Below are 26553 nucleotides of genomic sequence, written 5' to 3' on the forward strand. Positions count from 1 at the left end.
GGTGAAAAGCGCCGCCTCAGCGACGCTCGATCGGCTCGATCACCTGCAACGCGAGGTTACCTTTGTGCGAGCCCATCTTGACCTTGAAGGCCGGCACGCCGTTGGCGCGCATGATCATGTCTTCCGGCATCTCGACCGGGATCACATCCCCCGGTTGCATGTGCAGGATGTCGCGCAGCTTCAACTGGCGGCGGGCCACGGTGGCACCGATCGGCACGTCGACATCGAGCACGTCCTGGCGCAGGGCGTTGACCCAGCGCTCGTCCTGATCGTCGAGGTCGGACTGGAAACCGGCGTCGAGCATCTCGCGCACCGGCTCGATCATCGAGTACGGCATGGTCACGTGCAGATCGCCGCCACCGCCATCGAGTTCGATGTGGAAGGTGGAGACCACAATCGCTTCGCTCGGGCCGACGATGTTGGCCATGGCCGGGTTCACTTCCGAGTTGATGTACTCGAAATTGACTTCCATGATCGCCTGCCACGCTTCCTTCAGATCGACGAAAGCCTGCTCGAGCACCATGCGCACCACGCGCAATTCAGTCGGGGTGAATTCCCGCCCTTCGATCTTGGCGTGACGGCCGTCGCCGCCGAAGAAGTTGTCCACCAGCTTGAACACCAGTTTGGCGTCGAGGATGAACAGCGCGGTGCCGCGCAGCGGTTTGATCTTGACCAGGTTGAGGCTGGTCGGCACGTACAGCGAGTGCACGTATTCGCCGAACTTCATCACCTGCACGCCACCGACGGCCACGTCCGCCGAGCGGCGCAGCATGTTGAACATGCTGATGCGGGTGTAGCGGGCGAAACGCTCGTTGATCATTTCCAGCGTCGGCATGCGTCCACGGACGATGCGATCCTGGCTGGTCAGGTCGTAGCTTTTGACACTGCCGGGTTCGGCAGCATTATCGGTCTGTACCAGACCATCATCGACGCCATGCAGCAGCGCATCGATTTCATCCTGGGACAGCAGATCCTGCACGGCCATGTCGTGTTCCTACTGCAGTACGAAATTAGTGAAAAGCAACTGTTCGATGACCACTTTGCCCAGCTCTTTCTGCGCCACTTCCTGGACGCTGGCGGTGGCCTTCTGGCGCAACATCTCTTGCCCGACCGGTGTCGCCAGTGTGGCGAAATCCTGACCGGAGAAGAGCATCACCAGGTTGTTGCGGATAACCGGCATGTGCACTTTGAGCGCGTCCAGATCGGCCTGATTACGCGCCAGCATGGTGATGCTCACCTGCATGTAGCGCTGACGGCCGTTCTGGTTGTAGTTGGCAACGAAGGCCGGCGCCATCGGCTCGAAAATCGCCGCCTGCTTGCCGACCGGCGCTGCTTCAGCGGCCTCGGCAGGCTTGCTCTGCGCGCCGTGCATGAAGAACCAGGTCGCCCCGACGGATGCACCAATGGCCACCAGCAACGCCAGCACGATCACGATGATCAGCTTGAGTTTGCCTTTGGTTGCGGGGTCTTTTACTGCTGCAGCTTCGCTCTTCGCCATGCCAATAATCCGTCACTAATCGGGGGTTTCACAGTCGCACGGCAAGGCAAGAGCAAGTGTTATGCCAGAAGTGTCAACGCGTCATCTGAACGGCGCCATAAACAAATGTGGGAGCGAGCCTGCTCGCGAAAGCAATGTGTCAGTCAACATATAGGTTGAATGTCACATCGTATTCGCGAGCAGGCTCGCTCCCACATTGGGTATTGCGTTGCGTCAGGCGTAATAGTCGACCGCGCTGCTGCCAATCACGCTGGTAGTCTGCGCCGCCACTTCAGCGACAGTAGCTGGTGCCAATTCCTCATCCGCCGAATCCAGGCGTCCGCCGGCAGCGCTGGTCCGGCCACTCTGGCCCTGCTGCGCCTGCTCCTGGCCTTGCTGCCCCTGCCAGCCACGATTCTGGTCGGCGACGTTGACGTCGACCTGGCCCATGCCCTGCTGGTTGAACATGTCGCGCAGGCGGTGCATCTGGCTGTCGAGCGCTTCACGCACGCTCGGGTGCGCGCTCATGAAGGTGACCTGGGTCTGCTGATCGGGAACCATGTTCACGCGGATATCCAGACGCCCAAGCTCTGCCGGCTGCAACTGAATGTCGGCGGCCTTCAGGTTGACGCTGGACAGGTACATGACGCGGTTGACCACTTCTTCGGTCCAGCCGCTCTGGTGCATGGCGATCGGCTGATTCACCGGCAGCGCATTGGCGGTTTTCGGCGTAGCGGCCTGGGTCAGTGCCGCCAGACGGTTGGCGAAGTCGTCGACGCGGGTGTCGCTGGTGGCGGACTTCAGATCCTTCAGACCATCGTCGATCAACCCGCTGAAAGCTTGTTCGCCGCCCTGGCTGGTGCTGTCCTTGTCGGCCTGCACGTCGAGCATGCTGGCCATGCCGGCGGCAAAGTTCTGCGCGGCGGTCAATTCGCCGTCAGCCTGAGCTTGAGCAGGCGTGGCTTTCGGTTGCGCCTGGCTGGCGGCAGAAATATGCCCGCCCTGCTCCATCGCCATGCGCACGGCCGGCATCGAGTCGAGCGGGTCGGCTGTCGGATCAAATTCGCTGTCGGTGGCCGCCGGATCTTTGACCATGCCCGACACGACCGCCAATGCAGGCGTTTCGGTTTCCGGCTGGGCTGGCGTGGTGACTGTTGGTGCTTGCACCACAGGCGCTGCCACCAACGGCTGAACGACTTGCGCCAGGGCCGGATCAAGCGCCGGGTCTACAGGCGCGGCATCGGCCACAGGGGTTTGTACGGTTTCAGTGGTGTCATCGGCAGTGGCAGTCGCGTCGTCGCTCGCCGCCGCTTTTTCGGCAGGCAACGCTTTGCCGCTATCGGCAACTGCTGGCTCGGGCGCGGCAGACTGATCTTTGCCGATATCCTTTTTGCCACTGCTGTCCGCGACCTTGTCGCGTGCCGGCTTGACTGAATTATCGGCGCTTGCGGCAGGCTTGGCCGGCGCCTGATCGGCAAACACTCTGGCGAAGCTGGAAGCCTTGTCCCCGGCGTCTGCGGCCATTGCCGACGATTTGGCAGAGGCGGCTTGCGCCTTGGCCTGAGCGGCGGTCTGAAGAAGAATGTTGGGGGTCGCAGGCATGACACGGTCTCCGCTGCACTGGGATCGTAGGTACAGTTGAGCAAGATGACTGCAAGTGCCGGGCCAGTTTGGCCAGACACTTGCGAAAAGCGCCGGACGGCGAGATCAATGAGTCAACGCGTGCTGCCGCTCGTCTTCGTATACCGGGCGGACATCTGCGAACTCGCCAGTGATGTCAGCCACCAGCCTGGCGATTTCCGAGGGGCTTTTATCCTTGGCTTCCGATTCCAGCTCTTGGCAGAGCGCAGCCAAGCGGACAGCTCCCATGTTGCTGGCGCTGCCCTTGAAACTATGGGCAACCGCCGATAACACCTTGGCATCAGAGGTTTTTTGCAACTCGCCCAAGCGACTTTCGGAATCCGCCAGAAAGGTATCCAGAAGCTCCGGATAACCCTCCTCCATGACTTCGCGCAATACGCTCAGCGCCTCGCGATCAATATGTGTTTCTGTCACTTGCTCACTCCTTGATCAAGAATGGGCGGATTATGCCTCAATCTCCCAGAAAAACTCCACGCTGGCACTACGACCCTGGTCCGACCAACTGGCGTTGCGCCCCAGTTGCCGGACCAGACCGATGCCGCGTCCCGACAAGCGGACGTTATCCACGGGGCGCTCCATGACCCGCGCCACATCAAAGCCCTTGCCGCTGTCCTCGACGCGGATGACCAGCCGCCCGCCCTCGCCTTGCGGCTGGACCTGCAGATGCACGCGCACGAAACCGTCTTGCAGCGCCTCCAGCCGCGCCGCGCGCACTTCATAGTAGCGGGCGAAACCTGCCGCATCGCGTTTGAGGCTGGAGTCCAGCCCGAGCACGCCATGCTCCAGGCCATTGGAATACAACTCGGCGAGCACGCTGTACAGCGCCCCGCTTTGCGCGCGCAAGCCATGCACCTCAAGCAGCAACTGCAAGAGGAACGGCAACGGATTGAAACGCCTGAGCGTGGCGCCGCGAAACTCGAAACTGGCCGACCAGTTCAGCGGGCACGACTGGCCGCTGTCGGAATACACCGGTGCCGCGCCGTGGGTCTGCGCCGACTCAAGCAGACTGACCTCGACCATGCTCACATCATCACGGGCCTGTCCGCGAAAATCGCGCAGTGCCTGTTCGATATCCTCGAACAGCCGATCCGGCTCGCGGTTCGCCGCAAACACCTGCTGCAAGCGTTCGACGCCGAACAACTGGTCATTGGCATCGCAGGTATCGATCACCCCGTCCGATAACAGAAACACCCGATCATCAACGGCCATCGGATACACATCCGTACGGTCATCGAAGGCTTGCGCGCTGAGAATCCCCAGGGGCAAATGCCGCGCCGGCAACGGCACGCGTTCGCCACTGGCCATGCGGTGCAAGTAACCGTCGGGCATGCCGCCGTTCCACACCTCCACCGAACGGCTCTGGAAACTCAGACTGAGCAACGTAGCGCAGCAGAACATGTCCACCGGCAGGATGCGTTTGAGCTTGGCGTTCATCTCGCGCAGGGTTTCGGCCAGGCCATAGCCCTTGGCGGACATTCCATAAAACACTTCGGCCAGCGGCATCGCCCCCACCGCTGCCGGCAAGCCATGCCCGGTGAAATCGCCGAGCATGACGTGCATGTCACCGGCCGGCGTGTACGCCGCGAGCAACAGATCACCATTGAACAGCGCGTAAGGCGATTGCAGGTATCGGATGTTCGGCGCGCTCAGGCAACCGGAATGCGCGACCTTGTCGAACACCGCTTTGGCCACGCGTTGTTCGTTGAGCAGATAGTCATGATGTCTGGCGATCAGATCGCGCTGCTGCAGGACCGTGGCCTGAAGGCGACGCAAGCGATCCATCGCCTTGATTTTGGCGGCGAGTATCACCTGGTTGTACGGCTTCGCCAGAAAATCGTCGCCGCCAGCCTCCAGACACCGAGCCAGCGCTTCACTCTCGGTCAGCGAGGTGAGGAAGATGATCGGCACCAGCGCTTCACCCGCCAGCGCCTTGATCTGCCGCGCCGCTTCGAAGCCGTCCATCACCGGCATCAGCGCGTCCATCAACACCAGATCGGGCTGCTGCTCTTTGAACGTTTCCACCGCCTCGGCACCATTGGCCGCTGTGAGCACCTGATGGCCCTGACGGCGGACAATGGTCGACAGCAGCAGCCGGTCGGCGGCGCTGTCTTCGGCGATGAGAATGGTCAGCGGCTCTTGCGCCTGCATGGGCGTCAACTGATGTCGAAGAGTTTGTCGAAGTTGGAAATCGCGAGGATTTTCTTCACATCGGAGCTGCTGTTGACGACACGGATATCCGACTCGTCGCCACCGGCGTGATCACGCAGCAGAAGCAGCATGCCCAGCGCTGAGCTGTCGAGATAAGTGGCCTCTTTGAGGTCGACCACGATGGATTCGGGCTTTTTGTCGAGCCGCTCATACGACTCGCGAAATTCCTGATGGCGACCGAAATCGAATCGGCCTTTGATCGCGATGGTCAGTTTGTGGCCATCCGGTGAAACTTCTGTAACGACTGACATTGACTGGCTTCCTTGTCATTGACGAACCTGTACAAGGTGTAGCACCTGGATAGGCTTGGGGCAAGGCTGGAAAAGCAGATCAAAAGATCGCGGCCTTCGGCAGCTCCTACATTTGAAAATGCAGTCCCCTGTAGGAGCTGCCGAAGGCTGCGATCTTTTGATCTTTAAAAGGCATCACGCCGTGGCAAGCGCTGCGACAGTTCATCCAGCAGCTTCTGCTCGCGCTTATCTTCCAGGCGTTGCGCCTCGTCGCGATAGCGCTGCACCAGTTTGCGCAAACCCTCGACGCGGGCAAACGCCTGCTGCCATTCCTCACGCGCCTTGTCGAGTTTGTTCTGGTGCCAGACCAGGCTCTGCCGTTGCTGGTCGACGGCGGTGTCGAGTTGCGCCAGAAACCCCTGAAAACCCAGCAGCCATTGCCCGGTCACGCCGGTGCTGCCGCGCACGATCCACTGCTGCGAGTAATCCAGACGAAAGGCATTGAGGTCGGCCAGCTTGCTTTCGGCGACCTTGACCTGACCCTGGAAGTAGGCGAGGCGCTGCACGGCGGCTTTCTCGGCCTTTTCGGCCATATCCACCACCGGTGCCAGGCGCGCGGCGCGGCTGACGGCCATGGCCGGTTACCCGCCCGCCGCAGGGGCGAACAGGGTTTCCAGATAGGCCTGGCTTTCACCCAGATTGATTTTGTCGTTGAGGCCCTGGCGCTGATACCTGACCAACTGCGGTTGCAGGGAAATCGCCAGATCGGTCTCGCGATCGCCACCGGCCACATAGGCACCGACGCTGATCAGATCGCGGCTCTGCTGATAGCGTGACCAGAGCTGTTTGAAATACTGCGCGCGCTGCATGTGATCCGGCGAAACCACCGCCGGCATCACCCGGCTGATCGAGGCTTCGATGTCGATCGCCGGATAGTGACCTTCCTCGGCCAGGCGTCGTGACAGCACGATATGGCCGTCGAGCACACCCCGCGCCGAGTCGGCAATCGGGTCCTGCTGGTCGTCGCCTTCGGACAGTACGGTGTAGAACGCCGTGATCGAACCGCCGCCCTTCTCCGCGTTACCGGCACGCTCCACCAGTTTCGGCAGTTTGGCGAACACCGAGGGCGGATAGCCCTTGGTTGCTGGCGGTTCGCCGATGGCCAGAGCGATTTCCCGCTGGGCCTGGGCGAAACGGGTCAGCGAGTCCATCAGCAGCAGAACGTTCTTGCCCTTGTCGCGGAAATACTCGGCGATGCGCGTGCAATACATTGCCGCGCGCATACGCATCAGCGGTGCGTCGTCCGCTGGCGAGGCGACCACTACCGAACGTTTGAGGCCTTCTTCACCGAGAATGTGTTCGATGAATTCTTTAACTTCGCGACCACGCTCACCGATCAGGCCGACGACGATGATGTCGGCCTCGGTGAAGCGGGTCATCATGCCCAACAGCACCGATTTACCGACACCGGTACCGGCGAACAGACCCAGACGCTGGCCACGGCCGACCGTCAGCAAACCGTTGATGCAACGGATGCCGACGTCCAGCGGTACGCTGATCGGATCACGGTTGAGCGGGTTGATTGTTGGGCCATCCATCGGCACCCAGTCTTCGGCCTTCATGCCGCCCTTGCCGTCCAACGCGCGACCGGCGCCGTCGAGGACACGGCCGAGCATGCTCATGCCCATCGGCAAACGACCGGTATCGGCCAGGGGCACCACGCGGGCGCCCGGGGCAATGCCGGCGACGCTGCCGACCGGCATCAGAAAGACTTTGCTGCCGGAAAAACCCATGACTTCCGCTTCCACCTGGGACGGGTGATAGCTGTCGTCGTTGATCACCATGCAGCGGGTGCCCATGGCGGCGCGCAGGCCTTCGGCTTCGAGGGTCAGGCCGACCATGCGCAGCAGCCGACCTTCAAGGATCGGCGCGCCGGCAATCTCGGTGGCCTCGGCGTAGGTGCTCAGGCGCTTGGCGAAGCTGGTGCGTTCAAGGCGCATCGCTGGCGTCCGCGCGCGGCTCGTCAGAGTCGACAGCCGCTGGGGTGTCTTCAGGAATATCGAGCGTCAGGTCTGCCGCTGCCGGATGCAGAGCCTGCTCATGCAATTGGTCGAACAGCTTGGCCATGACCTGGGTCACCCGCGATTCGACGCTGGCGTCGATGCGGCTGTGCTCGGTTTCAACCCGGCAACCGCCCGGCAACAGCGACTCGTCCTCGACGATGCGCCAGCTTTCTTCGTGGCGTTCGCGCAGGGCTTTGACCTGGGCGAAATCCTGCGGATTGACGTACAGGCGCACGTTTTCCACGCCCAGCGGCAACAGCTTGAGAGCATCGCGCATGACGTGTTCGATCTGTGTCGAGTCGATGGCCAGTTCGCGCTTTATCACCTGTTTGGTGATGTGCTGCACGAGGTCGACCAGCGACTTTTCAATCTGGGTGTCTTGCTCGGCGATCGGTTCGAACAGGTTGGCCATCAGCAGCTCAAGGCTGGCGATTTTCGCCGCCAGCGCCGTTTCTGCTTCCTGACGCACCTTCAGCGTGGTGCTGTGAAAACCTTCTTTTTCGCCGATGGCGAAGCCCTCGTTGTAAGCCTCCTGGCGGATGCTTTCGAGTTCCTCCAGGGTCAGTGGCTGGACTTCTTCCAGCGGCACTTCCTCCATTTCCGGCGGCTCGGGCTCGGGTTCCGGCTCGGGTTCCGGTTTCGGCGGGTCGAAGCTGGGCAGCGCCCAGGATTCGAAACCACGAACATCGCGGGCGCGGATCAGATCCGTCACAGACTCGTCAGGCTTATCCATGGGCTTAGATCATTTCCTCGCCGCCCTTGCCACCGAGCACGATCTCGCCGGCTTCGGCCATACGACGGGCAATGGTGAGGATTTCCTTCTGTGCGGTTTCGACGTCGCTGACGCGCACCGGGCCTTTCGCCTCGAGGTCGTCGCGCAACAGTTCGGCAGCACGCTTGGACATGTTCTTGAAGATCTTTTCCTTGACGCCTTCGTCCGAACCCTTGAGGGCCAGTACCAGCACATCGGAAGACACTTCGCGCAACAGCGCCTGGATGCCACGGTCGTCGACGTCGGCAAGGTTGTTGAACACGAACATGAGGTCTTCGATCTGACCGGACAGGTCTTCGTCGACTTCGCGGATCGAGTCCATGAGCTGGCCTTCGATCGAGCTGTCGAGGAAGTTCATGATGTCGGCCGCACGCTTGATGCCACCCAGGGTGGTGCGCGAGGCGTTCGAGTTGCCGGAGAACTGCTTCTCGAGAATCTGGTTGAGTTCTTTCAAGGCGGCCGGTTGCACGGTGTTCAACGACGAAACGCGCAGGATGATGTCCAGACGCACCTTGTGGTCGAAGTTGCCGAGCACTTCACCGGCCTGATCCGGATCGAGGTACGCAACCACGATTGCCTGGATCTGCGGGTGTTCGTAACGGATCACGTCAGCGACCGCGCGCGGCTCCATCCATTTCAGGCTGTCGAGGCCGCTGGTGTTGCCACCGAGCAGGATGCGGTCGATCAGGCCGTTGGCCTTGTCTTCGCCCAGTGCCTGGGTGAGCATCTTGCGCACGTAGTCGTCGGAACCGACGCCGAGGCTGGTCTGATCGCCGACGATGTCGACGAACTCGCTCATCACCTGCTCGACCTGTTCGCGATGGACGTTGCCCATCTGCGCCATGGCCACGCCGACGCGCTGAACCTCTTTGGGGCCCATGTGGCGCAGCACTTGCGCAGCATCGGTCGAACCCAGGGACAGCAGCAGAATCGCGGCTTTGTCGACCTTGGTCAGTTTGACGGTGGCGGCTCGGTTATCACTCATCTGCGTTAATCCACTCTTTCACGACCTGAGCCACGCGACCCGGGTCTTCAGCTACCAGACTCTTGATTGCATTCAGTTGCGCGTCATAACCCTCGCTCGGGCTCGGCAACAGAATGCTCTGCGGACCACCGAGGCTCACGCGGTCGTTGGCCAGTTCGCCGTCCAGGCCGCCCATGCCACCGAGTTCCACGTCGCTGCCCAGACCGGCCAGCTCCTTGCCTTTGCCACCGCCGGTGATGTTGTTGAGCACCGGACGCAGCACACCAAACACCAGTACGAGGATGAACAGCACACCCAGCACTTGTTTGACGATGTCCCAGAACCATGGCTGGGAGTAGAACGGAATATCGGCAATCACTTCGCCACGCTCGGCGGAGAACGGCATGTTGATCACGCTGACGCTGTCGCCACGGCTGGCGTCGAAACCGACGGCGTCCTGCACCAGACGAGTGAAGCGCGCCAATTCGTCGGCGCTCCACGGCGCACGGCTGGTTTCACCGTTGGCCGGGTTGACCTTGACCTGATCGTCGACCACCACCGACACCGACAGGCGATTGAGACGGCCCTGCTGCTGCTTGGTGTGGCTGATCGAACGGTCGAGCTCGAAATTCTTGGTCGATTGTTGACGCTTGTCCGCCGGGTACGGTGCGAGCATCGGCTGGCCGGTGGCCGGGTCCATGATCTGCTGACCGTTGGCGTCAACCAGTGGCTGACCCGGCTGGATCATCCCGGCCGGTGCGGCGGTGCCACCGGTGGTCTGCGGCGCCGAGGCAGGCGCCGGTGGCTGGTTGCTCAGGGCACCCGGCACACCTTGCGGACCATTGCTGGCGGTGCGTTGTTCGTTGACCGACTGCTCGCTGCGCAACGCCGGTTGGTCCGGGTTGAATTGCTCGGCAGTCGATTCGACGGCACTGAAATCGACGTCGGCCGAAACTTCAGCCTTGTAGCGATCGTTGCCCAGTACCGGTTGCAGAATGTTGTGCACGCGCTGGGTGAGCATGCTTTCCATGCGGCGGCTGTAATCGAACTGCTTGCCGGCCATGGTCATTTCCGAGTTCTCCGCCTGATCGGAGAGCAGGTTGCCCTTCTGATCGACGACGGTGATCTGCGATTTGCTCAACTCGGGCACGGAAGTCGCCACCAGGTTGATGATCGCCACCACCTGACCCGGCTCCAGCGAACGCCCGCTGTACAGCTCGACCAGTACCGAAGCGCTTGGCTTGCGCTCGTCACGGACGAACACCGAACTCTTCGGAATGGCCAGGTGCACGCGGGCACCCTTGACGTTGTTCAGGCTGGAGATGGTCCGCGCCAGTTCGCCTTCGAGGCCGCGACGATAACGGGTCGCTTCCATGAACTGGCTGGTGCCCAGCCCCTGTTCCTTGTCGAGGATTTCGAAACCGATGTTGCCGTCGCTGGGAGTGACACCAGCAGCAGCGAGTTTCATCCGCGCACGTGAAAGGTCGTCGGCCTTGACCAGCAAGGCGCCGGAATTGGGTTCTACGTTGTAAGGGATGTCAGCGGCGGCCAGGGTTTCCATGACCTGCTTGGCATCCATGCCGGCAAGGCTGCCGTACAGTGGACGGTAATCCGGCTGCTGCGACCACAGCACCACGGCAAAGCCAATCGCCACGCTCGCAGCCAGACCGACCAACAGGCCAACCTGACGCAGCACGGTCATCTGGGAAAGGTTTTCCAGAAAGGACAGGCCGAACAGCGGCGGTTTGCCGTCGATCGGGGTGGCCTTGGCCGGAACGTTATCAGCGACTGCTTCTGCCATGACTTATTTCGCCCTTAAACCGGCATCTGCATGATGTCTTGGTAAGCCTGGACCAGCTTGTTGCGCACCTGGGTCAGAGCCTGGAACGACACGCTGGCTTTTTGCGACGCAATCATGACGTCGGTCAGGTCGACACCGCTCTTGCCGATCTCGAACGCGTTGGCCAGTTGAGTCGACGCCTGCTGGGTATCGCTGACTTTATTGATCGCCTGACCGAGCATGTCGGAAAAGCTGCTGCCCGCGATTTCAGGGACAGCGGCAGTCGATTTACGCGCAGACATGGCATCCACTTTCATGGCCTGCATGTCCATCATCAACCGATTAAATTCAATACCTTGGCTCATGGTCTACTCTCTTGGGCGGCCCGCAATTTTTTGACACTCACTCGGCGGGTACACAGGTATTAGCAACAAGGGTGCCAGCTAGTGGGCACCCTTCTGAGAAAAGCATCTGGAATGTTTTGCAGCATCGATCAGGTGGCGAACAGATAGCCTTCGACGTCCATCCCGGCGTCGCGCATTTGCGCCAGTTTGTAGCGCAAAGTGCGCGGGCTGATGCCGAGCTTTTCGGCAGCTTCCTTGCGGCGGCCACGCTCGGCGCGCAGGGTGTCGATGATCATCTGAAACTCCCGGCGGCGCAGGTCATCGCCCAGGGCGCCGGAGGAGTCCGCCTCGATTTCCACCTCGCGAATCACCGGTGCCGGAACCGCCAACGGCGCAAATGTCACCGCACCGCTCAGGCAAAAATCCTGCGGCTGAATCAAACCGCCCTGCTGCAGGATCAGCGCGCGCTGAATGGCGTTGTCCAGTTCACGCACATTGCCCGGCCACGGGTACGCGGTCAGACATGCTTGAGCTTCGGGGGACAGCTTCGCTGCTGCGTGCTTCATTTTATTGACGTGTTTGGCCAACAACTTTTCCGCCAGCGGCAGGATATCGGCAGTGCGTTCGCGAAGTGGACGCCAGGCCAGAGGGAAAACCGACAAGCGGTAAAACAGGTCTTCGCGAAAACGTCCCGCCGCCACTTCGCCGGCCAGATCACGGTTGGTCGTGGCGACCACGCGAATATCCAGACTGATCGGCTTGCGCGCGCCCACTCGCTCCACTTCACGCTCTTGCAGAACGCGCAGCAGCTTGGCTTGCAGGCCCAGGGGCATTTCGGAAATTTCGTCGAGCAGAATGGTGCCGCCGTCCGCCTGCTCGAACTTGCCGGCCTGCGAAGCGATGGCGCCGGTGAACGAACCTTTCTCATGACCGAACAATGTCGCTTCGAGCATGTTGTCGGGGATCGCCGCGCAGTTGATCGCGATGAACGGCTGACTGGCCCGCGGCGATTGTTGGTGAATGTAACGCGCCAGCACTTCTTTACCGGTGCCGGACTCGCCGGAGATCAACACAGTCGAATCACTGCGCGCAACCCGCGCCGCCAACTCAAGCAACTGCGCACTGGCCGGTTCAACGGCGACCGGACCGTCCGCTTCGCCCGCGTCAATGCTGCCCAAGGCATGGCGCGCCACCAGATCGAGCAGCGCTTTGGGCTCGAACGGCTTGACCAGATAATCCGCCGCGCCTTGGCGCATCGCATCGACCGCACGCTCGACCGCGCCATGGGCGGTCATCAATAGCACCGGCAATTGCGGTTGGCGCGCGCGCAGCAACGCGAGCAATTGGTGGCCATCCATGCCCGGCATGTTGACGTCGCTGACCACCAGGCTGAAAGCTTGCTGCGCGACGGCCGTCAGCGCTTCTTCGGCGCTGCCGACGGCTTGATAGTCGTGGCCGGCGAGCAGCAGCGTATCGGCCAGCGCTTCGCGCAACGAACGGTCATCCTCGACCAGCAACACCTTGATGCCCATGACGTTTATTCAACTCCCTGTGCAGCGGAAAACAGTGGCAGGCTGACCTGCGCGCAGGTGCCGCGCCCGACTCGCGAGCGCAGGGTCAATTCTCCCTGATGCGCACGCGCCACCGCCTTGACCACGGTCAGGCCGAGGCCTGTGCCGGTGACTTTGGTAGTAAAAAAAGGCTCGCCGAGGCGCGCCAAAACTGTCGGCTCAATGCCGCTGCCGCTGTCGCTGACACACAGACGCAGGGTGTTGCCTCTGGTGTAGCAATGCACTTTCAGGCGCGCTTCGCCAGCGCTGGCCTGAATGGCGTTTTCAATCAGATTCAGCAGCGCGCCGACCAGCGTGTCGCGGTTGCACAGCAACTCACCGGCATGGCTGTCGCACTGCCAGCGAATTGGCAGATCCTGCACATGGGTCAACGCCGCTGCCTGCAGCGATTGCATCAAGGCATTGGGCGTAATGCGGTCGGTCAGCGGCAATTCACCGCGAGCGAACACCAGCATGTCGCGCACCTGATGTTCGAGTTCGTGCAGACGCTCTTTCAGGCGCCCGGCAAAGCGTTGCTGGGTTTCCACCGGCAATTGCTGTTCAGTCAAATGACTGGCGTAGAGCAAAGCGGCGGACAGCGGCGTGCGAATCTGATGGGCCAGCGAGGCAACCATGCGCCCCAGCGACGACAAACGCTCATGCCGTGCCAGTTGATCCTGCAGATGCCGGGTTTCCGTCAAGTCGTTGAGCAGCACCAACTGCCCCGGCTCGGCATCCAGCGAGCGGGTGGAAATCGACAGGCGTCGACCGTTTTTCAAGGAGATTTCGTGACCGTCGTCTTCACGGGGAGCGAAGCAGCGTGCGATCACATGGCGCCAGAGTTCGCCTTCGAGTGGCGAGCCGAGCAGATCGATGGCGGCCGGGTTGGCTTCGCGTACCAGACCGTGGCCGTCAATGACGATGACGCCGCCGGGCAACAGGGCGAGAAGGTTTTGCAGGCGATTGGCCAGGCGTTCTTTTTCCGCCAGTTCCTGCATGCGCTGGGCGCTGACCACGGCCAGCTCACCCTTGAGTTCGGTGACCCGCGCTTCGAGCAGGCTGTAGGAGTCGGTCAGCTGGCTCGACATCTGGTTGAACAGCTGGAAGGCCTGCTCAAGCCCCTGACGACTTGCCTGCTCTACGGACGAGGGTTGCCCCACGATATTGGAGGCAGAAGAGATCTGGGCGGCTTGGGGCATTGGGCTCTCTCGCTTGGCTGACCGTCAGTGAAACGGAACGTTGCGAGGGCTATAGCAATACCCGTGCCTAAAAAAAACCGCTTATAAATGAAGCGCTTGAAAAACAGGCGTCAATCATCCGCCTGTTCGTCTCCTCCAGCCCGGCTCATGCCGTACTTGCGCATCTTCTCGACCAGGGTGGTGCGACGGATGCGCAGACGCTCAGCGGCGCGGGCAACAATGCCATTGGCATCGTCCAGCGCTTGCTGAATCAGGCCCTGCTCCAGACCACCGAGGTAGTCCTTGAGGTCGAGGCCTTCCGGCGGCAGCAGTGCACTGGCGCTGAAGTCAGGCGTATGGCCGTTGATCGCCACGCGCTCTTCCAGATCGCTGCGCAGGCTGTCGACCATCTGCTCGTCTTCGTCGTCGACGTAGCGGAATTTCTTCGGCAACTCGACCACGCCGATCACCCCGTACGGGTGCATGATCGCCATGCGCTCGACCAGGTTGGCCAGCTCGCGGACGTTGCCCGGCCAGCCGTGACGGCACAGCGACATGATCGCCGCCGAGTTGAAACGGATCGAACCGCGCTTCTCGTGCTCCATGCGCGAGATCAGTTCGTTCATCAGCAGCGGAATGTCTTCGACGCGCTCACGCAGCGGCGCCATCTCGATCGGGAACACGTTCAGGCGATAGTAGAGGTCTTCGCGGAACGAGCCGATCTCGATCATGCTTTCGAGATTCTTGTGCGTTGCGGCAATGATGCGCACGTCGACGCTTTGGGTCTTGTTGCTGCCCACGCGCTCAAAGGTGCGCTCTTGCAATACGCGCAGCAGCTTGACCTGCATCGGCAGCGGCATGTCGCCGATTTCGTCAAGGAACAACGTGCCGCCGTTGGCCAGCTCAAAGCGCCCGGCACGGCTGGTGATCGCGCCAGTGAAAGCGCCCTTCTCGTGGCCGAACAGTTCGCTTTCCAGCAACTCTGCAGGGATCGCCCCGCAGTTGACCGGCACGAACGGCGCGTCGCGGCGTTTGGAGTGGTAGTGCAGGTTGCGCGCGACCACTTCCTTGCCGGTGCCGGACTCGCCGAGGATCAGCACGCTGGCGTCGGTGTCGGCCACTTGCTGCATCATCTGCCGGACGTGCTGAATCGCACGGCTGGTGCCGACAAGACTGCGGAACAGATTGGGTTCGCGATGACGGCCGCGTTCGCGGGCCTGGTCGTACATTTCACGATAGACCTGGGCGCGATGCAGCGAATCGAGCAATTTGCTGTAGCTGGGCGGCATTTCCAGGGTCGACAGGACGCGGCGACGCTGGTCTTCAGGCAGGTCAACGGAAGAATTATCGCCCATTAACAAAACCGGAAGGAACTCATCCCAGGTTGCGAGTGTCTTTAGCAAGCCCAAAAGCGCGCCAGGAGCATTGACGGTCCCGATCAGTACGCAAATGACTTCACGACTAGACGACAAAGAGCCGACAGCCTGCTGCCAGTCATGGCTGCCGCAGGGTAAATTTTCTTCGCCAAGAAAATTCAGAATCACCGCCAGGTCGCGGCGGCGGACGCTATCGTCATCGATCAGCAGAATTTTGGTTTCACGCCACATGCAATAGCAACTTCCCTAGTCAACTCAATGCCCGAAAAATAAGGCAAGCGAGACGCTTGCAGGACACCATGTGCCTGTAGACGCCCTAAACCTGATAATAGCCACTAGTTAAGTCAAAAAACCGTGCACAGTCAAATTTATGGCGCACATCTCTGGTTCAACTGACGGTTAATCAACCAAACAGATGGTAAACCTTTGCAGCCTTTTGCGCTTGGGTGATCTGCGACATCTCGTTGGCTATCGCCTGCCGCTCGCCCATTGCCACCTCGAGAAGCTCTTTGTAGACGAATAGCAACTCTTCAAGGTTATCGCGCAGCGCAACTTCGTCCAGCGAAGCTTCCGCCATGACGTCTTCCATGCAGGAACGGCAAGCCAGATCCAACTCGCCAATGGCTTCCCAGTTTCGCTCGGCCAATGCTCCGACCAACGCTTCACGGGTATCGGCTATTCGCTGCAATACAAGACTCATGGTGACCTCCTTCAGAACTGCGGAGCCGGCACAGGCGCGATGGCGTCCCAGCCTTCTTTTACCGTTGTCAGCAGACCGGCCACTTCATCGAGGACACGCGGATCACTGCTGATGTTGGCCTCGGCGAGGCGCTTCATCATGTAGATGTACAGGCCATCCAGATCGGCCAGCGCCTCGGCGTTGTTCTCAAGATCGAGGCCTTCACGCAGGCCACTGACAATGCCGATGGCCTTGCTGATCGCCGTGCATTTGGCGGGGATGTCCTTGCGCTCAATGGCGCCTTTGGCCTGCGCAATCCGGGCCAGTCCACCTTCCATCAACATTTGCACCAAACGGTGCGGGCTCGCTTCGGACGTCTGCGCATGGGCGCCGACTTTCTGGTACTGCCGAAGGGCTAACATCGGGTTCATGTTCTACCTCATTGCCACGTTGACTCGTATAACCAGTGTATCGCCAACCGGTCCGAAAACTTTAGATCAAAAGACAAAAACCCGGCGCACGCCGATAAAGCGTAGCCGGGTTTTTGTCGTTACTGACTGTTACTTCGCGGACTGCTGAGCGTTCAGCGAGCTGAAGAACGACGTGATGTTGCTCGCCGTTGCCTTCATCTGCCCTACCAGCAAGTCCATGGCGTTGTACTTGGCGGTCAACGTCGTCGTCAGGTTGGCCACGCGCAGATCCAGCGCCGCCTGCTGCTTTTGCAGGCTCGATGTCAGATTAGTCAGGTTGGAACTGCGCTGATCGAGCAGCCCACCAGTCTTGACGTATGGATCAACCGCCGCAGTCATACGCGCCAACAGACCATTCTTGGAATCGGTGCCGCTGAAGAGCTGCTGAACCTGGCCAGCCATGCCGGGAGTTTCCATACGCTTGTTGAACACTGCAGTGTCGAGCGTCAGCAAACCGGTTTTGCTATCGGTCAATACGCCCATCTGCGAGAGCACGGACAATTGCCCCGCTCCGCCCGCCCCTGGATCTGTCAACTGAGCGCGCACATCCGCCATCAACGAACGCGGCAGAGCGTCACCAGTGAAGGCTGCGGAAACGGTCAGATTGCCGTCGGCATCCGGCGTTGCCTTGGACAAGGTGTCGATGGTTTTCTTCAGGGTGTTATAGGAATCGATGAACGATTGCAGCGATGTCTGGATGCCGGCGGTATTGGTCGCAACCGAAACGGTCGCTGGCGTTGCGACGCCATTGACCAAGGGACTGGCGGCAGTCAGGTTAAGCGTCATGCCGCTGATCGCACCGGTCACAGTGTTGGTCTTGCTGGTAACGGCCAGGCCGTCGATGGTCAGACTGGCATCCATCGCCAGCTTACCGACGGCTCCGGACGCACCGGCCGCCGGGCTGCTGCCCATTTCCTGGGTGCCATCGATCTCCAGACCAGCGATCCCGCTGACCTTCAGGTCCATGCCGGCACCCGTCTTGTTCGAGCTGAGCACCAGTCGCGACGAACCGGTGCTGTCGGTCACGATGTTGGCCGAAATACCGTTGCTGGCCTGCGCGGTGTTGATCGCATCGCGCGTGGACTGCAAGGTGGCATTGGCCGGAATCGCGACATTGTAATCAATGCCATTCTGACTGATTTTCAGAGTACCACTCGGAATGGCACTGGCGGCCCCGCCGGCGAAGGCGGCACTGGCGACTTTCGAGCCGGTGGCCAGATTTTTCACAACGACGCTATAGGTACCCGGTACGGCGGTTTTATCCGATGTGGCACCGACAACAGTCGGCGTGTCCGAAGTCGCAGTAAAACCGGCAAACGCCGGGCTCGTTGCCTTGTTCAGATCACCCATGGCTTTCTGATACGCAGCCAGTGCACTTTTCAGCGAACCGACACCGGAGATCTTCAGGCTGTTGGTTTTGGTCGCAGTATCGATCTGCGTCTGCTTGGCAGACTTGTCGGCGTTGACCAGCGCGGTCACGATCGCGCCGATGTCCAGGCCGGAACCCAGTCCGGAACCCGGTAGAATTGGACTTGCCATGTGCATCTCCCTTCAGATTGTTGCCATTCTTTTGACCGTTACACGCGTCCTGAGAACGAACAAACACTATTCATGCCATTTATCAGACTTTGGCGTCGAACAATACATGACTTGCATTGGCGAGGCTGTCGGCCAGTTTGAGGGCTTCGGCGGAAGGAATCTGTCGAACGACTTCACCCGTCTCGCTCGCGATCACCTTGACGATGACCTTGCCGGAATGCTCGTCGATCGAGAACTCCAGATTACGCTTGATCGACTGGACGAACTTTTCTATCTCTTGCACCGCCAGTTTCAACTTGGCGCCGTCCGCATCCTGATCCTTGGCAGCGACCGGCGCTTCAGTCTTTTGGACTTTAGGCAGCTCTGACGGTTTGTCAGCAACCGGTGGCACTGGCTTGGGAGCCGGATAAGACACGTTAAGCTTTACGCTCATGTCCATGCCCATCACCTCTTAACGTAAAAAAGCGAGAGAGCACGACAAGCGCACTCCCCCGCTTAAACTCATTCCGAAATTACTGAAGCAGCTTCAGTACAGCGGAAGGCAGTTGGTTGGCTTGAGCCAGTACGGAGGTCGAAGCTTGCTGCAGAGTCTGCTGCTTGGTCAGGTTAGCAGTTTCAGCGGCGAAGTCGGTGTCCTGTACACGACCCTGAGCAGCGGTGGTGTTTTCAGTGATGTTCTGCAGGTTCTGGATGGTGCTGGTCAAACGGTTTTGCGAAGCACCCAGGCTGGCGCGGGTTGCACCGATGTTAGCGATAGCTGCGTCGATTGCAGTGATCGCGCTGTCGATGGCGACGGCAGCGTCAGAAGGGCTGGCGCCAGTCAGTACAACAGTGCCGCTGCCAACCGACAGGCTGACGGCGTCGAACTTGGAGCTCAGTACCAGGTCGATGTGGTTAGCAGAACCGGTGTTTGCGCCCACTTGCAGGGTCACAGTACCAGCCGAACCGTCCAGCAGGTTTTTGCCGTTCAGGTTGGTCGAAGCCGAGATACGGGTGATCTCGTCGGACATCTGAGCGAATTCAGCGTTGGTAGCGGTCTGGTCAGCAGTGCCGTTGGTACCGTTACGGGCTTTAACAGCCAGTTCACGCATACGCTGCAGGATGTCGGTAGTAGCTTGCAGAGCGCCTTCAGCGGTCTGGGCAACGGAGATACCGTCGTTGGCGTTCTGGATGGCCTGGGTGTTACCGCGGATCTGCGAAGACATACGGTTGGAGATCTGCAGGCCAGCGGCGTCGTCTTTGGCGCTGTTGATTTTCAGGCCGGAAGACAGGCGTTGCATCGAAGTGGACAGAGCGTCGGAAGCGCGGTTCAGGTTTTTCTGAACGTTCAACGATGTGGTGTTGGTGTTTACTGTTAAAGCCATGACGAATTCCTCGTTGGTTGGGTACTGCGGCTTCCGGCCCTGGCAACCGCCGGGTATGGCCTAGAGAACCTTCGTAATAGTTATCGTCGGGATTGCAGGTTGCTTGAGGGCTTTTTGAAAAAATTTTGCCATCACCACGCCACCCCCGAGAAAACAAAGACTTAGCAGCACATCCAGCGCGAAAAAATGACGTCATAAAACCGCCTGTAACCCAAAGCCGCGGGCCAGCGCTGCGCAGCGGTTCAGCGCCTGGCACTTTCCAGCAATTCGACCAGTTCGTATTCCATATAGTCAGCCAGGCCCAACCAGTCCTGGCGCTCCTGACAGTCGAGCATTTGCGTGAGCACCTGTGCCCACGCCTGCTGGATATCCACTGAGGCAGACGCCAGACATTGCTGGGCCTGTTCGAATATATCGACCATCGTCAGTGCCGCCTCAACGTCACGCCCAAGGCGAAACAACGCGGCACACTGACGACACTGATCCTGACACTGACTCAGCGCACTCATTGCACGAGCTCCGGATTGAAAGCGGTCCCGGCAATCAATGCACCGGCGCGGCTGCTGTTGAGAAATTCGACCTGCGGATGCGCGGCGATATAACGCTCAAGCACACACAGATAACCGCGAAAATTCAGCTGAGTGCTGACGCGCTGACCGTGGCCATCGCGCACCCAGTGCCGCGCCTGGGCCAGCGGCGGGCCCAGATCGCCGTCGCCCCAACCGGCGTGGGTCTTGTTCATCGGGAAAGCGAAGTCAGCGCCAAACAGAGTGATTCGCTCGGATCCCATCTTCACCGCGAGATCCACCGCCGGATGGATCACGCTGCCGCCGACGTGCAGCTCACCGCGTGGATACTGTTCTCGCAGGTCGCTGTAGATCGGGCTGGCCGAATAGCCGCCATAGCGCTTGCCCTTCCATGCCTTCAATACCTGCGGGTCGCTCATCGGCAGGTACACCAGGGTAATGCCGTCAGACGTCTCGAAGGGCAGATGCCGAAAGCCGATGCGCTGATCGATGCTCACCACCAGATCAGGCACGATGCCATGTTCGCGCAACGGTCGATAAGCGGTATCAACACAGATGAACAATGGCCGCTCAGCAAGCTGACGAATCGCCGCCAGACGTTCGAAATGCTGCTCCAGTGTCGGCCCGGTGGCGATCACGTAGATTTCACGTCCAGCGCAACTGCCGAACAGCTGCGCGACATCGTCATCGCCAAGCAACACCGGCAGACATTCCTGCAAGCGCTGCCGGATTTCCGGTGACTGCGGATCGAAATCGCGATTGTTGAATGTCAGGTGCACTTCATTGATCAGCCGGTCGCGGATCTTCGCGTTGAAGTCATCGGCCAGCAGCATCTCGGCTGGCAAGGCAAAGAATGGCGTGAAGAAGTCAGGATGATCACCGGCGTATAACAGCTCGACCCGAGGATCCTCCAACCATTGGCGCTGATCAAGCAGTTGCAGTACCAGCGCGAACAGCGCGCCGTTGAGGATGTGCACGTACAGTTTTTCCAGGTCTGCGCGATCGAGCAGCACGCCGGGCAAATCGCCCAGGCCGGTGCCATAGACATGCAGATGCGGTTTTGCCGGCAGGCTTGCCGCCTGAACCTGCGCCTCATGCAGACGATCATGGCGACTGGTCAACTGAATGCCGTCAACGCTCAGCGTCGAGCCCAGCCCTTGCACGAGTTCGGCCTGTACGGACGCGCTGTCTTCAGCCATCAATCGCTCGAACAGCGCCGGCCAGCGCCGTTGCAATACCTCGGCATTGGCTTGGAAAAACTCGCTCATGGCGCCTCGCGCTCCTTCTCGGGCAAAAAAATAGCGTTCAAGGTTAACCTTGAACGCTATTTTTGTATCAGTGCTTTTTGCTCGGGCTTACGGGCGATAAATGATCGCCGAGCCCCATGACAGGCCCACGCCAAAACCGCTCAGTGCAACGCGCTGCCAGTCGGAATCAAGCACGTGTTTTTCCAGCAGCAGCGGAATGCTCGACGACACGGTGTTACCGGTCTCGACCATGTCCTTGATGAACTTCTCCGGCTCGCCTTCGAAGCGTCGCGCCACGGCGTCGACAATCGCCGCGCTGCCCTGGTGAATGCAGAATGCGTCGATGTCATCGGCCTTGAGATTGGAATCGTCGAGCAACTCGTGCAAGTGCGCCGGGACTTTCAGCAGAGCGAAGTTGAAGACCTGACGACCGTTCATGAAGAACACGCCGTTGCTGACTTTCAAGTGCGGTGCGCCGGAACCGTCGGTGCCGAACTTGGCCTTGCCCAGCGCCCAGGTCGGGTTTTCGCCCATCCACGTAGCGGTGGCGGCATCGCCAAACAGCATGGTGGTGTTGCGGTCTTCCGGGTCAACGATTTTCGAATACGGGTCAGCGGTGATCAGCAGGCCGTTCTTCAGGCCGGCGGCTTCCATGAAGCCCTTGATCGCGTAGATGCCGTAGACGTAACCGGAGCAGCCCAAAGAGATATCGAACGCTGCGACATTGGTCGGCAGGCCGAGTTTGTCCTGGACGATTGCTGCTGTGTGCGGCAGGCCTTCTTCGTCACCGTTCTGAGTGACGACAATCAAGGCGTCGATCGATTCACGCTTCAGTTCAGGATTGCTGGCAAACAGCGCATTGGCCGCTTCCACGCACAGGTCGGAAGTTTCCTGCTCAGCGTCTTTGCGCGGCAGGAACGCCGAACCGATCTTGCCAAGGATGAACTCTTCATCCTTTTCGAATTTTGCACCTTGTGCGTAATTGTCCACGCCGGCTACAGGAACGTAGCTCGCAATGCTTTTTATGCCAATCATTACGGCTTCCCAATAAAAAACAGCCCAAAACCACCGCTCGCAAGGATTCGAGGGGCGCCGACAAACAGAAAACGGCCGCCACAATGGGCAGCCACGGGAAGCGCAAAGGGCTATCACTGGAACCGCAAAACGGGCCAGGCGCCATCTCCCCGGTCAATACAATACAGTGAAGATGCGCGTTATGACTCGCAGGTCACGCTATTTTGCCGAATCGATGGCAGATTGGCCTATTCGACCAGCGACCAGTCCAGCGGCGTACCGCGCTTGATCGCGGTGCGCGCACGGCGTCCGAGGACGGCTTCGGTGTGCTTGGGCGGCAGACCGAGACCGGGGCGAATGGCGCGCAGATTGTCGCCAGTAAAGGCTTCACCGGCGGCCATGTCAGCGGTGACATACAGCGAGCGGCGATAGACCAGCGACTTGCGCTCGGCCGCGGTCGGACCGTACTGAACATGCCCCATGGCCTGCCAGGCACGCTCGGTTTCGACGACCAGACTGGCCAGCTCCGCAGGCTGCAGGGAGAAACTCGCGTCCACGCCACCGGCGGAACGGTCGAGGGTGAAGTGTTTCTCCACCACCGTCGCTCCCAGCGCCACTGCGGCCACCGACACGCCAACGCCCATCGAATGATCTGACAGCCCCACCTCGCAACCAAACAGCTCGCGCAGATGCGGGATCGTGCGCACATTGCTGTTGAGGGGCGTGGCCGGATAGGTGCTGGTGCACTTGAGCAACACCAGATTCTTGCACCCGGCCTCGCGGGCGGCACGCACGGTTTCATCCAGCTCAGCAATACTCGCCATGCCGGTGGAGATGATCAGTGGTTTGCCGGTCGCTGCCACTCGACGGATCAACGGCAGATCGGTGTTTTCAAAACTGGCGATCTTGTACGCCGGCACCTCGAGGCCTTCGAGAAAATCCACCGCGCTGTCATCGAACGGTGTCGAGAACGCGAGCATCCCCAACTCCTTGGCCCGAGCAAAAATCGGCGCGTGCCACTCCCACGGTGTGTGGGCTTTTTCGTAGAGATCGTAGAGCGACGTGCCGGCCCACAGACTGCCCGGATCCTTGATGAAGAATTCGCCTTCAGCCAAATCCAGGGTCATGGTTTCGGCGGTGTAGGTTTGCAGCTTCAAGGCATGCGCCCCGGCCTTCGCCGCCGCCTCGACGATTTGCAGAGCGACGTCGAGAGACTGGTTATGGTTGCCGCTCATTTCGGCAATGATGAACGGCGGCGCATCGGCACCGATGGTGTGCTGGCCAATCTTGAAACTAGACATGCGGGTGATCCTTCAAAACACGGCTGAACGCGCAGGTCTCTTGAGTGAACCCGGCGTCGCGAAAGACTTTCAATGAAGACTGATTGGCGGGCATGACCCGGGCAGTGATGCGTGTCAATTGCGGCCAGTGCGCAGCGACAAACGCTTCGCCACGGCTGAGCACTGCCCTGCCCCAACCGAGGCCGAAACGCCCTTCCAGCAGATAGATCGACACTTCGGCTTCGAACCCGCGCAAGTCGTAACGCAGCACCCCGACCGGGCCGTCGTCCGCCTCGGCGATCAACAGCAACCGTTGCGGATTGCGCAGGGTCGCTGTCAGCCAGTTCAGATGCTGAGTCCAATCGATCACACCGGTTTCCAGCGACCAGCGCCGTACCGCTTCAGCATTGCGCCCATCGAACAGCAACTGCGCATCGTCCAGCGTCGCCGGGCGCAGTTTCAGCACCGCACCGGCCAGCGCCGCCGCGACGCGTGCGGCACCGCGCCCGTCGACCAGTTGCCGCGAGCGCTCGGCGAGGCTGCGGCGCAAAAAATGATTGTTCACGACGAAGCCGACCGCATCACGCAACTGCTCGACGCTGACCTGCTCGCGAGCGCCCATGAACACATGCGCACCGGCAGCGGCCATGACTTCGCCGTTGGCCTGCTGATTATTCGCCACGGCGATGCAGATCGTCGGCAAACCCAGCGCCGCGCGCTCCCAACTGGTGCCACCGCCAGCGCCGATAAACAGGTCGGCCTCAGTCATGCGCTGATGGAAATCGCTGACGAAACTGTGCAGGCGCCAGTTCGGTCGCTTCTCGGCCAACGCTTGCATCTGCGTCCACGCCGGGTTGTCGGCACCGGCGACGAAATCCACCTGCAACTCAGTGAAATCAGCCAGCGCCAGCATCGCGTGGTGAGTCTGCCTCGCCGCGTCGAAACCGCCGAAATTCACCAGCACCCGGCGCGCCTGCGGTTTGATCTCGATGGCATCGCAGTTGAATTCTTCGCGCAGCATGGCGTAGCGCGGGCCGAGCAAGGTGCGACAGCCTGGCGGCAGCAGCGGCGCGTAGTTTTCGCTAAGACCGGACAGGTTCTGATTGAGCAGCAGATCGACGCTGTAGCGCCGCGTGGCCAGATCATCCACGGCGGCGATTCGGTGCGACCAGCGCCGGGCAGCGGTTTGCCAGTGATGATCGAGTCCGTAATGGTCGACGATGATCCAGTCGAACGGTGCCTTCCCGTCCAGCAGCAGGCCCAGTGCATCAATGTCGAACTGCCACGGCAACAGCGATTCGATGGCCTGCAGCGGGTCTTCATCACGATAGCGCTCGGGCAGCGCGAAGGTCTCGAAGCCGTCGGCATTCAGGGCATCCAGTCGATGCCCGGGCAAACGCCGACAGGCAAATGCGACATGACTGCCCTGCCCGCGCAGCATCCGCGCCAGGGTCAGGCAGCGGGCAATGTGGCCGCTGCCAATGGTCGGCGAAGCGTCGGCGCGGATCAGCACCCTCATCGCAGCTCTCCGCCGGCCTTGAGCGCCGCGTAAAGGTATTCGGCGCGCTGCCAGTCTTCGGGGGTGTCGATATCCTGGACCAGATATCGCGGCAGAATCACCGGCAGGCTGGCTGGCGAATACAGCACATCACCGCGCAACCACGCCGCGCTGCGGCCCCAGTAAAACTGCCCGGCATCCTGAAACGCCTCGGGCAAGTCCTGCGAACGAGTATTGCGAAACTCGGGATACAACGCCGTCAAGGCGCCGTCCCCGTCGACTGTCAGTGCACGCTGTACCGGAAACGCGAAATCGCAAACCGAGAATGCAAATGATCGATGCGGATGCTGCTCCAGCAACTCCAAACCCTGACGCAGATAACGTGCCTGCAACAGCGGCGCAGTGGCGTAAATGCAGCAAGCGAAATCGAAGGACGGCAACTGCTGCAGTGCGTGCACGATGACCGCCGCAGTGCCGGTGAAATCATCGGCAAGTTCCGCCGGGCGCATGAACGGTACCTGCGCACCGTGCGCCCTCGCGATGTCGGCAATTTCGGCATCGTCGGTGCTGACCACGACCTGCTCGAACAAACCTGATTCCAGCGCTGTGCGGATCGAGCGGACAATCATCGGCACGCCCACGAACGGCAAGAGATTCTTGCGCGGGATACGCTTGCTGCCGCCACGGGCAGGGATGATTGCGACGTTGCTCAAGGGCGTTTTTCCAACAGGAACCAGGTGATGTCATCGGCCGGAAATTGCCGATCACGGTGATAGACGAAGCCATAGTCGAGCAGTTGCAAATCGGCATAGCGATCAAGCATTTCCCCGGCAAAATCGCGCTTGAACAGCTTGCCGCTGTTACCGCGGTAAGCGATTTCCATCGGTGCCGGATTGTAGTACTCGGCGATCAGGATGTAGCGCTGGCTCAGCTCGTACATCTGCGCATAGGCGCGCGGCAACAGCTCGGGAGCCAGATGGATCAGCACGCCTTTGCTCAGTGTCAGATCGTAGCGGCGCTCGACAGGAAAATCGAACAACGAGCCGTGCCAGATTTGCGCGATGTCCAGCGCCTGCGCCTGCGCGCACGCGCTTTCGTTGATCTCGACACCGAACAGTTCGCAACGCGGCAATAACTGACGCAATGCCTGCAAATTGTTGCCGGCGTTGGTACCCAGCTCCAGCAGACTGTCGACGCGACCCGCGCGGCTCAGCGCTTTGGCGAAAAAACCTAGATTGCCCGCCACCAGCGCTTGGCCGACATTGCGCTCAACGTAATGGTTGCCGAACTCACCCTGCCAGAATCTTTCCTGCTCGCTCAGATCGCGCATACACAGTCTCGTCTACCGCCGC

The 26553-nt window shown here is 60.4% G+C and carries 27 protein-coding genes; all 27 read right to left on the minus strand.

What is annotated here, in order from left to right:
* Nucleotides 1–16: 16 nt before the first annotated feature.
* Entirely contained in the window at nucleotides 17–985 is a 969-nt protein-coding gene (gene fliM, locus AB4N47_RS15550) for a flagellar motor switch protein FliM (protein WP_003222890.1), read from the minus strand.
* Between the two features lie 9 nt (nucleotides 986–994).
* Nucleotides 995–1498, minus strand: a complete 504-nt coding sequence (fliL, locus tag AB4N47_RS15555) for a flagellar basal body-associated protein FliL (RefSeq protein WP_016771071.1) — start codon at nucleotides 1496–1498, stop codon at nucleotides 995–997.
* 213 nt (nucleotides 1499–1711) lie between these two features.
* Complete coding sequence (locus AB4N47_RS15560) at nucleotides 1712–3079, minus strand: flagellar hook-length control protein FliK (RefSeq protein ID WP_341638786.1); 1368 nt, start codon at nucleotides 3077–3079, stop codon at nucleotides 1712–1714.
* Between the two features lie 105 nt (nucleotides 3080–3184).
* A complete protein-coding gene (locus tag AB4N47_RS15565; protein WP_341638785.1) occupies nucleotides 3185–3532 on the minus strand; it encodes an Hpt domain-containing protein in 348 nt (115 codons plus the stop codon).
* Between the two features lie 30 nt (nucleotides 3533–3562).
* Complete coding sequence (locus AB4N47_RS15570; RefSeq protein WP_341638784.1) at nucleotides 3563–5266, minus strand: ATP-binding SpoIIE family protein phosphatase; 1704 nt, start codon at nucleotides 5264–5266, stop codon at nucleotides 3563–3565.
* A gap of 5 nt (nucleotides 5267–5271) precedes the next feature.
* Complete coding sequence (locus tag AB4N47_RS15575) at nucleotides 5272–5577, minus strand: STAS domain-containing protein (RefSeq protein ID WP_341638783.1); 306 nt, start codon at nucleotides 5575–5577, stop codon at nucleotides 5272–5274.
* Between the two features lie 164 nt (nucleotides 5578–5741).
* Complete coding sequence (fliJ, locus tag AB4N47_RS15580) at nucleotides 5742–6191, minus strand: flagellar export protein FliJ (protein WP_016771076.1); 450 nt, start codon at nucleotides 6189–6191, stop codon at nucleotides 5742–5744.
* 6 nt (nucleotides 6192–6197) lie between these two features.
* Nucleotides 6198–7556 carry a flagellar protein export ATPase FliI gene (gene fliI / locus AB4N47_RS15585; protein ID WP_016771077.1) on the minus strand — a complete coding sequence of 453 codons (1359 nt, stop codon included), beginning with the start codon at nucleotides 7554–7556 and terminating at the stop codon, nucleotides 6198–6200.
* Nucleotides 7546–8352, minus strand: coding sequence for a flagellar assembly protein FliH (gene fliH, locus AB4N47_RS15590; RefSeq protein WP_130901141.1), 807 nt, complete (start codon nucleotides 8350–8352; stop codon nucleotides 7546–7548). Before fliH ends, fliI begins: the two co-directional genes overlap by 11 nt.
* Nucleotides 8353–8356: 4 nt before the next feature.
* Nucleotides 8357–9376 carry a flagellar motor switch protein FliG gene (gene fliG, locus AB4N47_RS15595; protein ID WP_016771079.1) on the minus strand — a complete coding sequence of 340 codons (1020 nt, stop codon included), beginning with the start codon at nucleotides 9374–9376 and terminating at the stop codon, nucleotides 8357–8359.
* Entirely contained in the window at nucleotides 9369–11156 is a 1788-nt protein-coding gene (gene fliF, locus AB4N47_RS15600; RefSeq protein WP_016771080.1) for a flagellar basal-body MS-ring/collar protein FliF, read from the minus strand. The genes fliG and fliF overlap by 8 nt, the downstream gene beginning before the upstream one ends.
* Nucleotides 11157–11170: 14 nt before the next feature.
* A complete protein-coding gene (gene fliE / locus AB4N47_RS15605; protein WP_016771081.1) occupies nucleotides 11171–11500 on the minus strand; it encodes a flagellar hook-basal body complex protein FliE in 330 nt (109 codons plus the stop codon).
* A 128-nt stretch (nucleotides 11501–11628) separates the two neighbouring features.
* Entirely contained in the window at nucleotides 11629–13011 is a 1383-nt protein-coding gene (locus AB4N47_RS15610; RefSeq protein WP_341638782.1) for a sigma-54-dependent transcriptional regulator, read from the minus strand.
* 5 nt (nucleotides 13012–13016) lie between these two features.
* Complete coding sequence (locus AB4N47_RS15615) at nucleotides 13017–14228, minus strand: sensor histidine kinase (RefSeq protein WP_341638781.1); 1212 nt, start codon at nucleotides 14226–14228, stop codon at nucleotides 13017–13019.
* Between the two features lie 110 nt (nucleotides 14229–14338).
* A complete protein-coding gene (locus tag AB4N47_RS15620) occupies nucleotides 14339–15814 on the minus strand; it encodes a sigma-54 dependent transcriptional regulator (protein WP_016771084.1) in 1476 nt (491 codons plus the stop codon).
* A gap of 172 nt (nucleotides 15815–15986) precedes the next feature.
* A complete protein-coding gene (locus AB4N47_RS15625; protein WP_016771085.1) occupies nucleotides 15987–16283 on the minus strand; it encodes a hypothetical protein in 297 nt (98 codons plus the stop codon).
* 11 nt (nucleotides 16284–16294) lie between these two features.
* Nucleotides 16295–16693 carry a flagellar export chaperone FliS gene (gene fliS / locus AB4N47_RS15630; protein ID WP_024012101.1) on the minus strand — a complete coding sequence of 133 codons (399 nt, stop codon included), beginning with the start codon at nucleotides 16691–16693 and terminating at the stop codon, nucleotides 16295–16297.
* A gap of 129 nt (nucleotides 16694–16822) precedes the next feature.
* Nucleotides 16823–18271, minus strand: a complete 1449-nt coding sequence (gene fliD / locus AB4N47_RS15635) for a flagellar filament capping protein FliD (RefSeq protein WP_122611581.1) — start codon at nucleotides 18269–18271, stop codon at nucleotides 16823–16825.
* Nucleotides 18272–18353: 82 nt separating this feature from the next.
* Nucleotides 18354–18710, minus strand: coding sequence for a flagellar protein FlaG (locus AB4N47_RS15640; RefSeq protein ID WP_024012099.1), 357 nt, complete (start codon nucleotides 18708–18710; stop codon nucleotides 18354–18356).
* A 73-nt stretch (nucleotides 18711–18783) separates the two neighbouring features.
* The gene (locus AB4N47_RS15645) at nucleotides 18784–19635 is read right to left on the minus strand and encodes a flagellin domain-containing protein (protein WP_073472782.1); all 852 of its coding nucleotides are present in this window, start codon (nucleotides 19633–19635) and stop codon (nucleotides 18784–18786) included.
* Between the two features lie 242 nt (nucleotides 19636–19877).
* Nucleotides 19878–20144: a hypothetical protein gene (locus tag AB4N47_RS15650; RefSeq protein WP_341638780.1), complete on the minus strand. Its 267-nt coding sequence runs from the start codon at nucleotides 20142–20144 to the stop codon at nucleotides 19878–19880.
* The gene (locus AB4N47_RS15655; RefSeq protein ID WP_341638779.1) at nucleotides 20141–21430 is read right to left on the minus strand and encodes a motility associated factor glycosyltransferase family protein; all 1290 of its coding nucleotides are present in this window, start codon (nucleotides 21428–21430) and stop codon (nucleotides 20141–20143) included. Before AB4N47_RS15655 ends, AB4N47_RS15650 begins: the two co-directional genes overlap by 4 nt.
* 87 nt (nucleotides 21431–21517) lie before the next feature.
* Nucleotides 21518–22444 carry a ketoacyl-ACP synthase III gene (locus AB4N47_RS15660; protein ID WP_016771093.1) on the minus strand — a complete coding sequence of 309 codons (927 nt, stop codon included), beginning with the start codon at nucleotides 22442–22444 and terminating at the stop codon, nucleotides 21518–21520.
* A gap of 227 nt (nucleotides 22445–22671) precedes the next feature.
* Nucleotides 22672–23724: a pseudaminic acid synthase gene (gene pseI, locus AB4N47_RS15665; protein WP_341638778.1), complete on the minus strand. Its 1053-nt coding sequence runs from the start codon at nucleotides 23722–23724 to the stop codon at nucleotides 22672–22674.
* A complete protein-coding gene (gene pseG / locus AB4N47_RS15670) occupies nucleotides 23717–25222 on the minus strand; it encodes a UDP-2,4-diacetamido-2,4,6-trideoxy-beta-L-altropyranose hydrolase (protein ID WP_341638777.1) in 1506 nt (501 codons plus the stop codon). The genes pseI and pseG overlap by 8 nt, the downstream gene beginning before the upstream one ends.
* Entirely contained in the window at nucleotides 25219–25914 is a 696-nt protein-coding gene (gene pseF / locus AB4N47_RS15675) for a pseudaminic acid cytidylyltransferase (RefSeq protein WP_122611587.1), read from the minus strand. The genes pseG and pseF overlap by 4 nt, the downstream gene beginning before the upstream one ends.
* A complete protein-coding gene (locus tag AB4N47_RS15680) occupies nucleotides 25911–26531 on the minus strand; it encodes a pseudaminic acid biosynthesis-associated methylase (RefSeq protein ID WP_122611588.1) in 621 nt (206 codons plus the stop codon). The genes pseF and AB4N47_RS15680 overlap by 4 nt, the downstream gene beginning before the upstream one ends.
* Nucleotides 26532–26553: the final 22 nt, after the last annotated feature.

Source organism: Pseudomonas sp. S3_G06 (genome assembly GCF_054667565.1).

Excerpts from the sequence above, each read along its gene's own strand:
- fliF (WP_016771080.1), bottom strand. The coding sequence starts at position 11,156 with ATGGCAGAAGCAGTCGCTGATAACGTTCCGGCCAAGGCCACCCCGATC.
- fliE (WP_016771081.1), bottom strand. The coding sequence starts at position 11,500 with ATGAGCCAAGGTATTGAATTTAATCGGTTGATGATGGACATGCAGGCC.
- pseI (WP_341638778.1), bottom strand. The coding sequence starts at position 23,724 with ATGTCTAGTTTCAAGATTGGCCAGCACACCATCGGTGCCGATGCGCCG.
- AB4N47_RS15575 (WP_341638783.1), bottom strand. The coding sequence starts at position 5,577 with ATGTCAGTCGTTACAGAAGTTTCACCGGATGGCCACAAACTGACCATC.
- AB4N47_RS15615 (WP_341638781.1), bottom strand. The coding sequence starts at position 14,228 with ATGCCCCAAGCCGCCCAGATCTCTTCTGCCTCCAATATCGTGGGGCAA.
- AB4N47_RS15645 (WP_073472782.1), bottom strand. The coding sequence starts at position 19,635 with ATGGCTTTAACAGTAAACACCAACACCACATCGTTGAACGTTCAGAAA.
- pseG (WP_341638777.1), bottom strand. The coding sequence starts at position 25,222 with ATGAGGGTGCTGATCCGCGCCGACGCTTCGCCGACCATTGGCAGCGGC.
- fliH (WP_130901141.1), bottom strand. The coding sequence starts at position 8,352 with ATGGATAAGCCTGACGAGTCTGTGACGGATCTGATCCGCGCCCGCGAT.
- AB4N47_RS15625 (WP_016771085.1), bottom strand. The coding sequence starts at position 16,283 with ATGAGTCTTGTATTGCAGCGAATAGCCGATACCCGTGAAGCGTTGGTC.
- AB4N47_RS15650 (WP_341638780.1), bottom strand. The coding sequence starts at position 20,144 with ATGAGTGCGCTGAGTCAGTGTCAGGATCAGTGTCGTCAGTGTGCCGCG.
- AB4N47_RS15655 (WP_341638779.1), bottom strand. The coding sequence starts at position 21,430 with ATGAGCGAGTTTTTCCAAGCCAATGCCGAGGTATTGCAACGGCGCTGG.
- AB4N47_RS15570 (WP_341638784.1), bottom strand. The coding sequence starts at position 5,266 with ATGCAGGCGCAAGAGCCGCTGACCATTCTCATCGCCGAAGACAGCGCC.
- fliG (WP_016771079.1), bottom strand. The coding sequence starts at position 9,376 with ATGAGTGATAACCGAGCCGCCACCGTCAAACTGACCAAGGTCGACAAA.
- AB4N47_RS15660 (WP_016771093.1), bottom strand. The coding sequence starts at position 22,444 with ATGATTGGCATAAAAAGCATTGCGAGCTACGTTCCTGTAGCCGGCGTG.
- AB4N47_RS15640 (WP_024012099.1), bottom strand. The coding sequence starts at position 18,710 with ATGGACATGAGCGTAAAGCTTAACGTGTCTTATCCGGCTCCCAAGCCA.
- fliI (WP_016771077.1), bottom strand. The coding sequence starts at position 7,556 with ATGCGCCTTGAACGCACCAGCTTCGCCAAGCGCCTGAGCACCTACGCC.
- AB4N47_RS15680 (WP_122611588.1), bottom strand. The coding sequence starts at position 26,531 with ATGCGCGATCTGAGCGAGCAGGAAAGATTCTGGCAGGGTGAGTTCGGC.
- fliD (WP_122611581.1), bottom strand. The coding sequence starts at position 18,271 with ATGGCAAGTCCAATTCTACCGGGTTCCGGACTGGGTTCCGGCCTGGAC.
- fliJ (WP_016771076.1), bottom strand. The coding sequence starts at position 6,191 with ATGGCCGTCAGCCGCGCCGCGCGCCTGGCACCGGTGGTGGATATGGCC.
- fliS (WP_024012101.1), bottom strand. The coding sequence starts at position 16,693 with ATGAACCCGATGTTAGCCCTTCGGCAGTACCAGAAAGTCGGCGCCCAT.
- AB4N47_RS15610 (WP_341638782.1), bottom strand. The coding sequence starts at position 13,011 with ATGGGCATCAAGGTGTTGCTGGTCGAGGATGACCGTTCGTTGCGCGAA.
- AB4N47_RS15560 (WP_341638786.1), bottom strand. The coding sequence starts at position 3,079 with ATGCCTGCGACCCCCAACATTCTTCTTCAGACCGCCGCTCAGGCCAAG.
- fliL (WP_016771071.1), bottom strand. The coding sequence starts at position 1,498 with ATGGCGAAGAGCGAAGCTGCAGCAGTAAAAGACCCCGCAACCAAAGGC.
- fliM (WP_003222890.1), bottom strand. The coding sequence starts at position 985 with ATGGCCGTGCAGGATCTGCTGTCCCAGGATGAAATCGATGCGCTGCTG.
- AB4N47_RS15620 (WP_016771084.1), bottom strand. The coding sequence starts at position 15,814 with ATGTGGCGTGAAACCAAAATTCTGCTGATCGATGACGATAGCGTCCGC.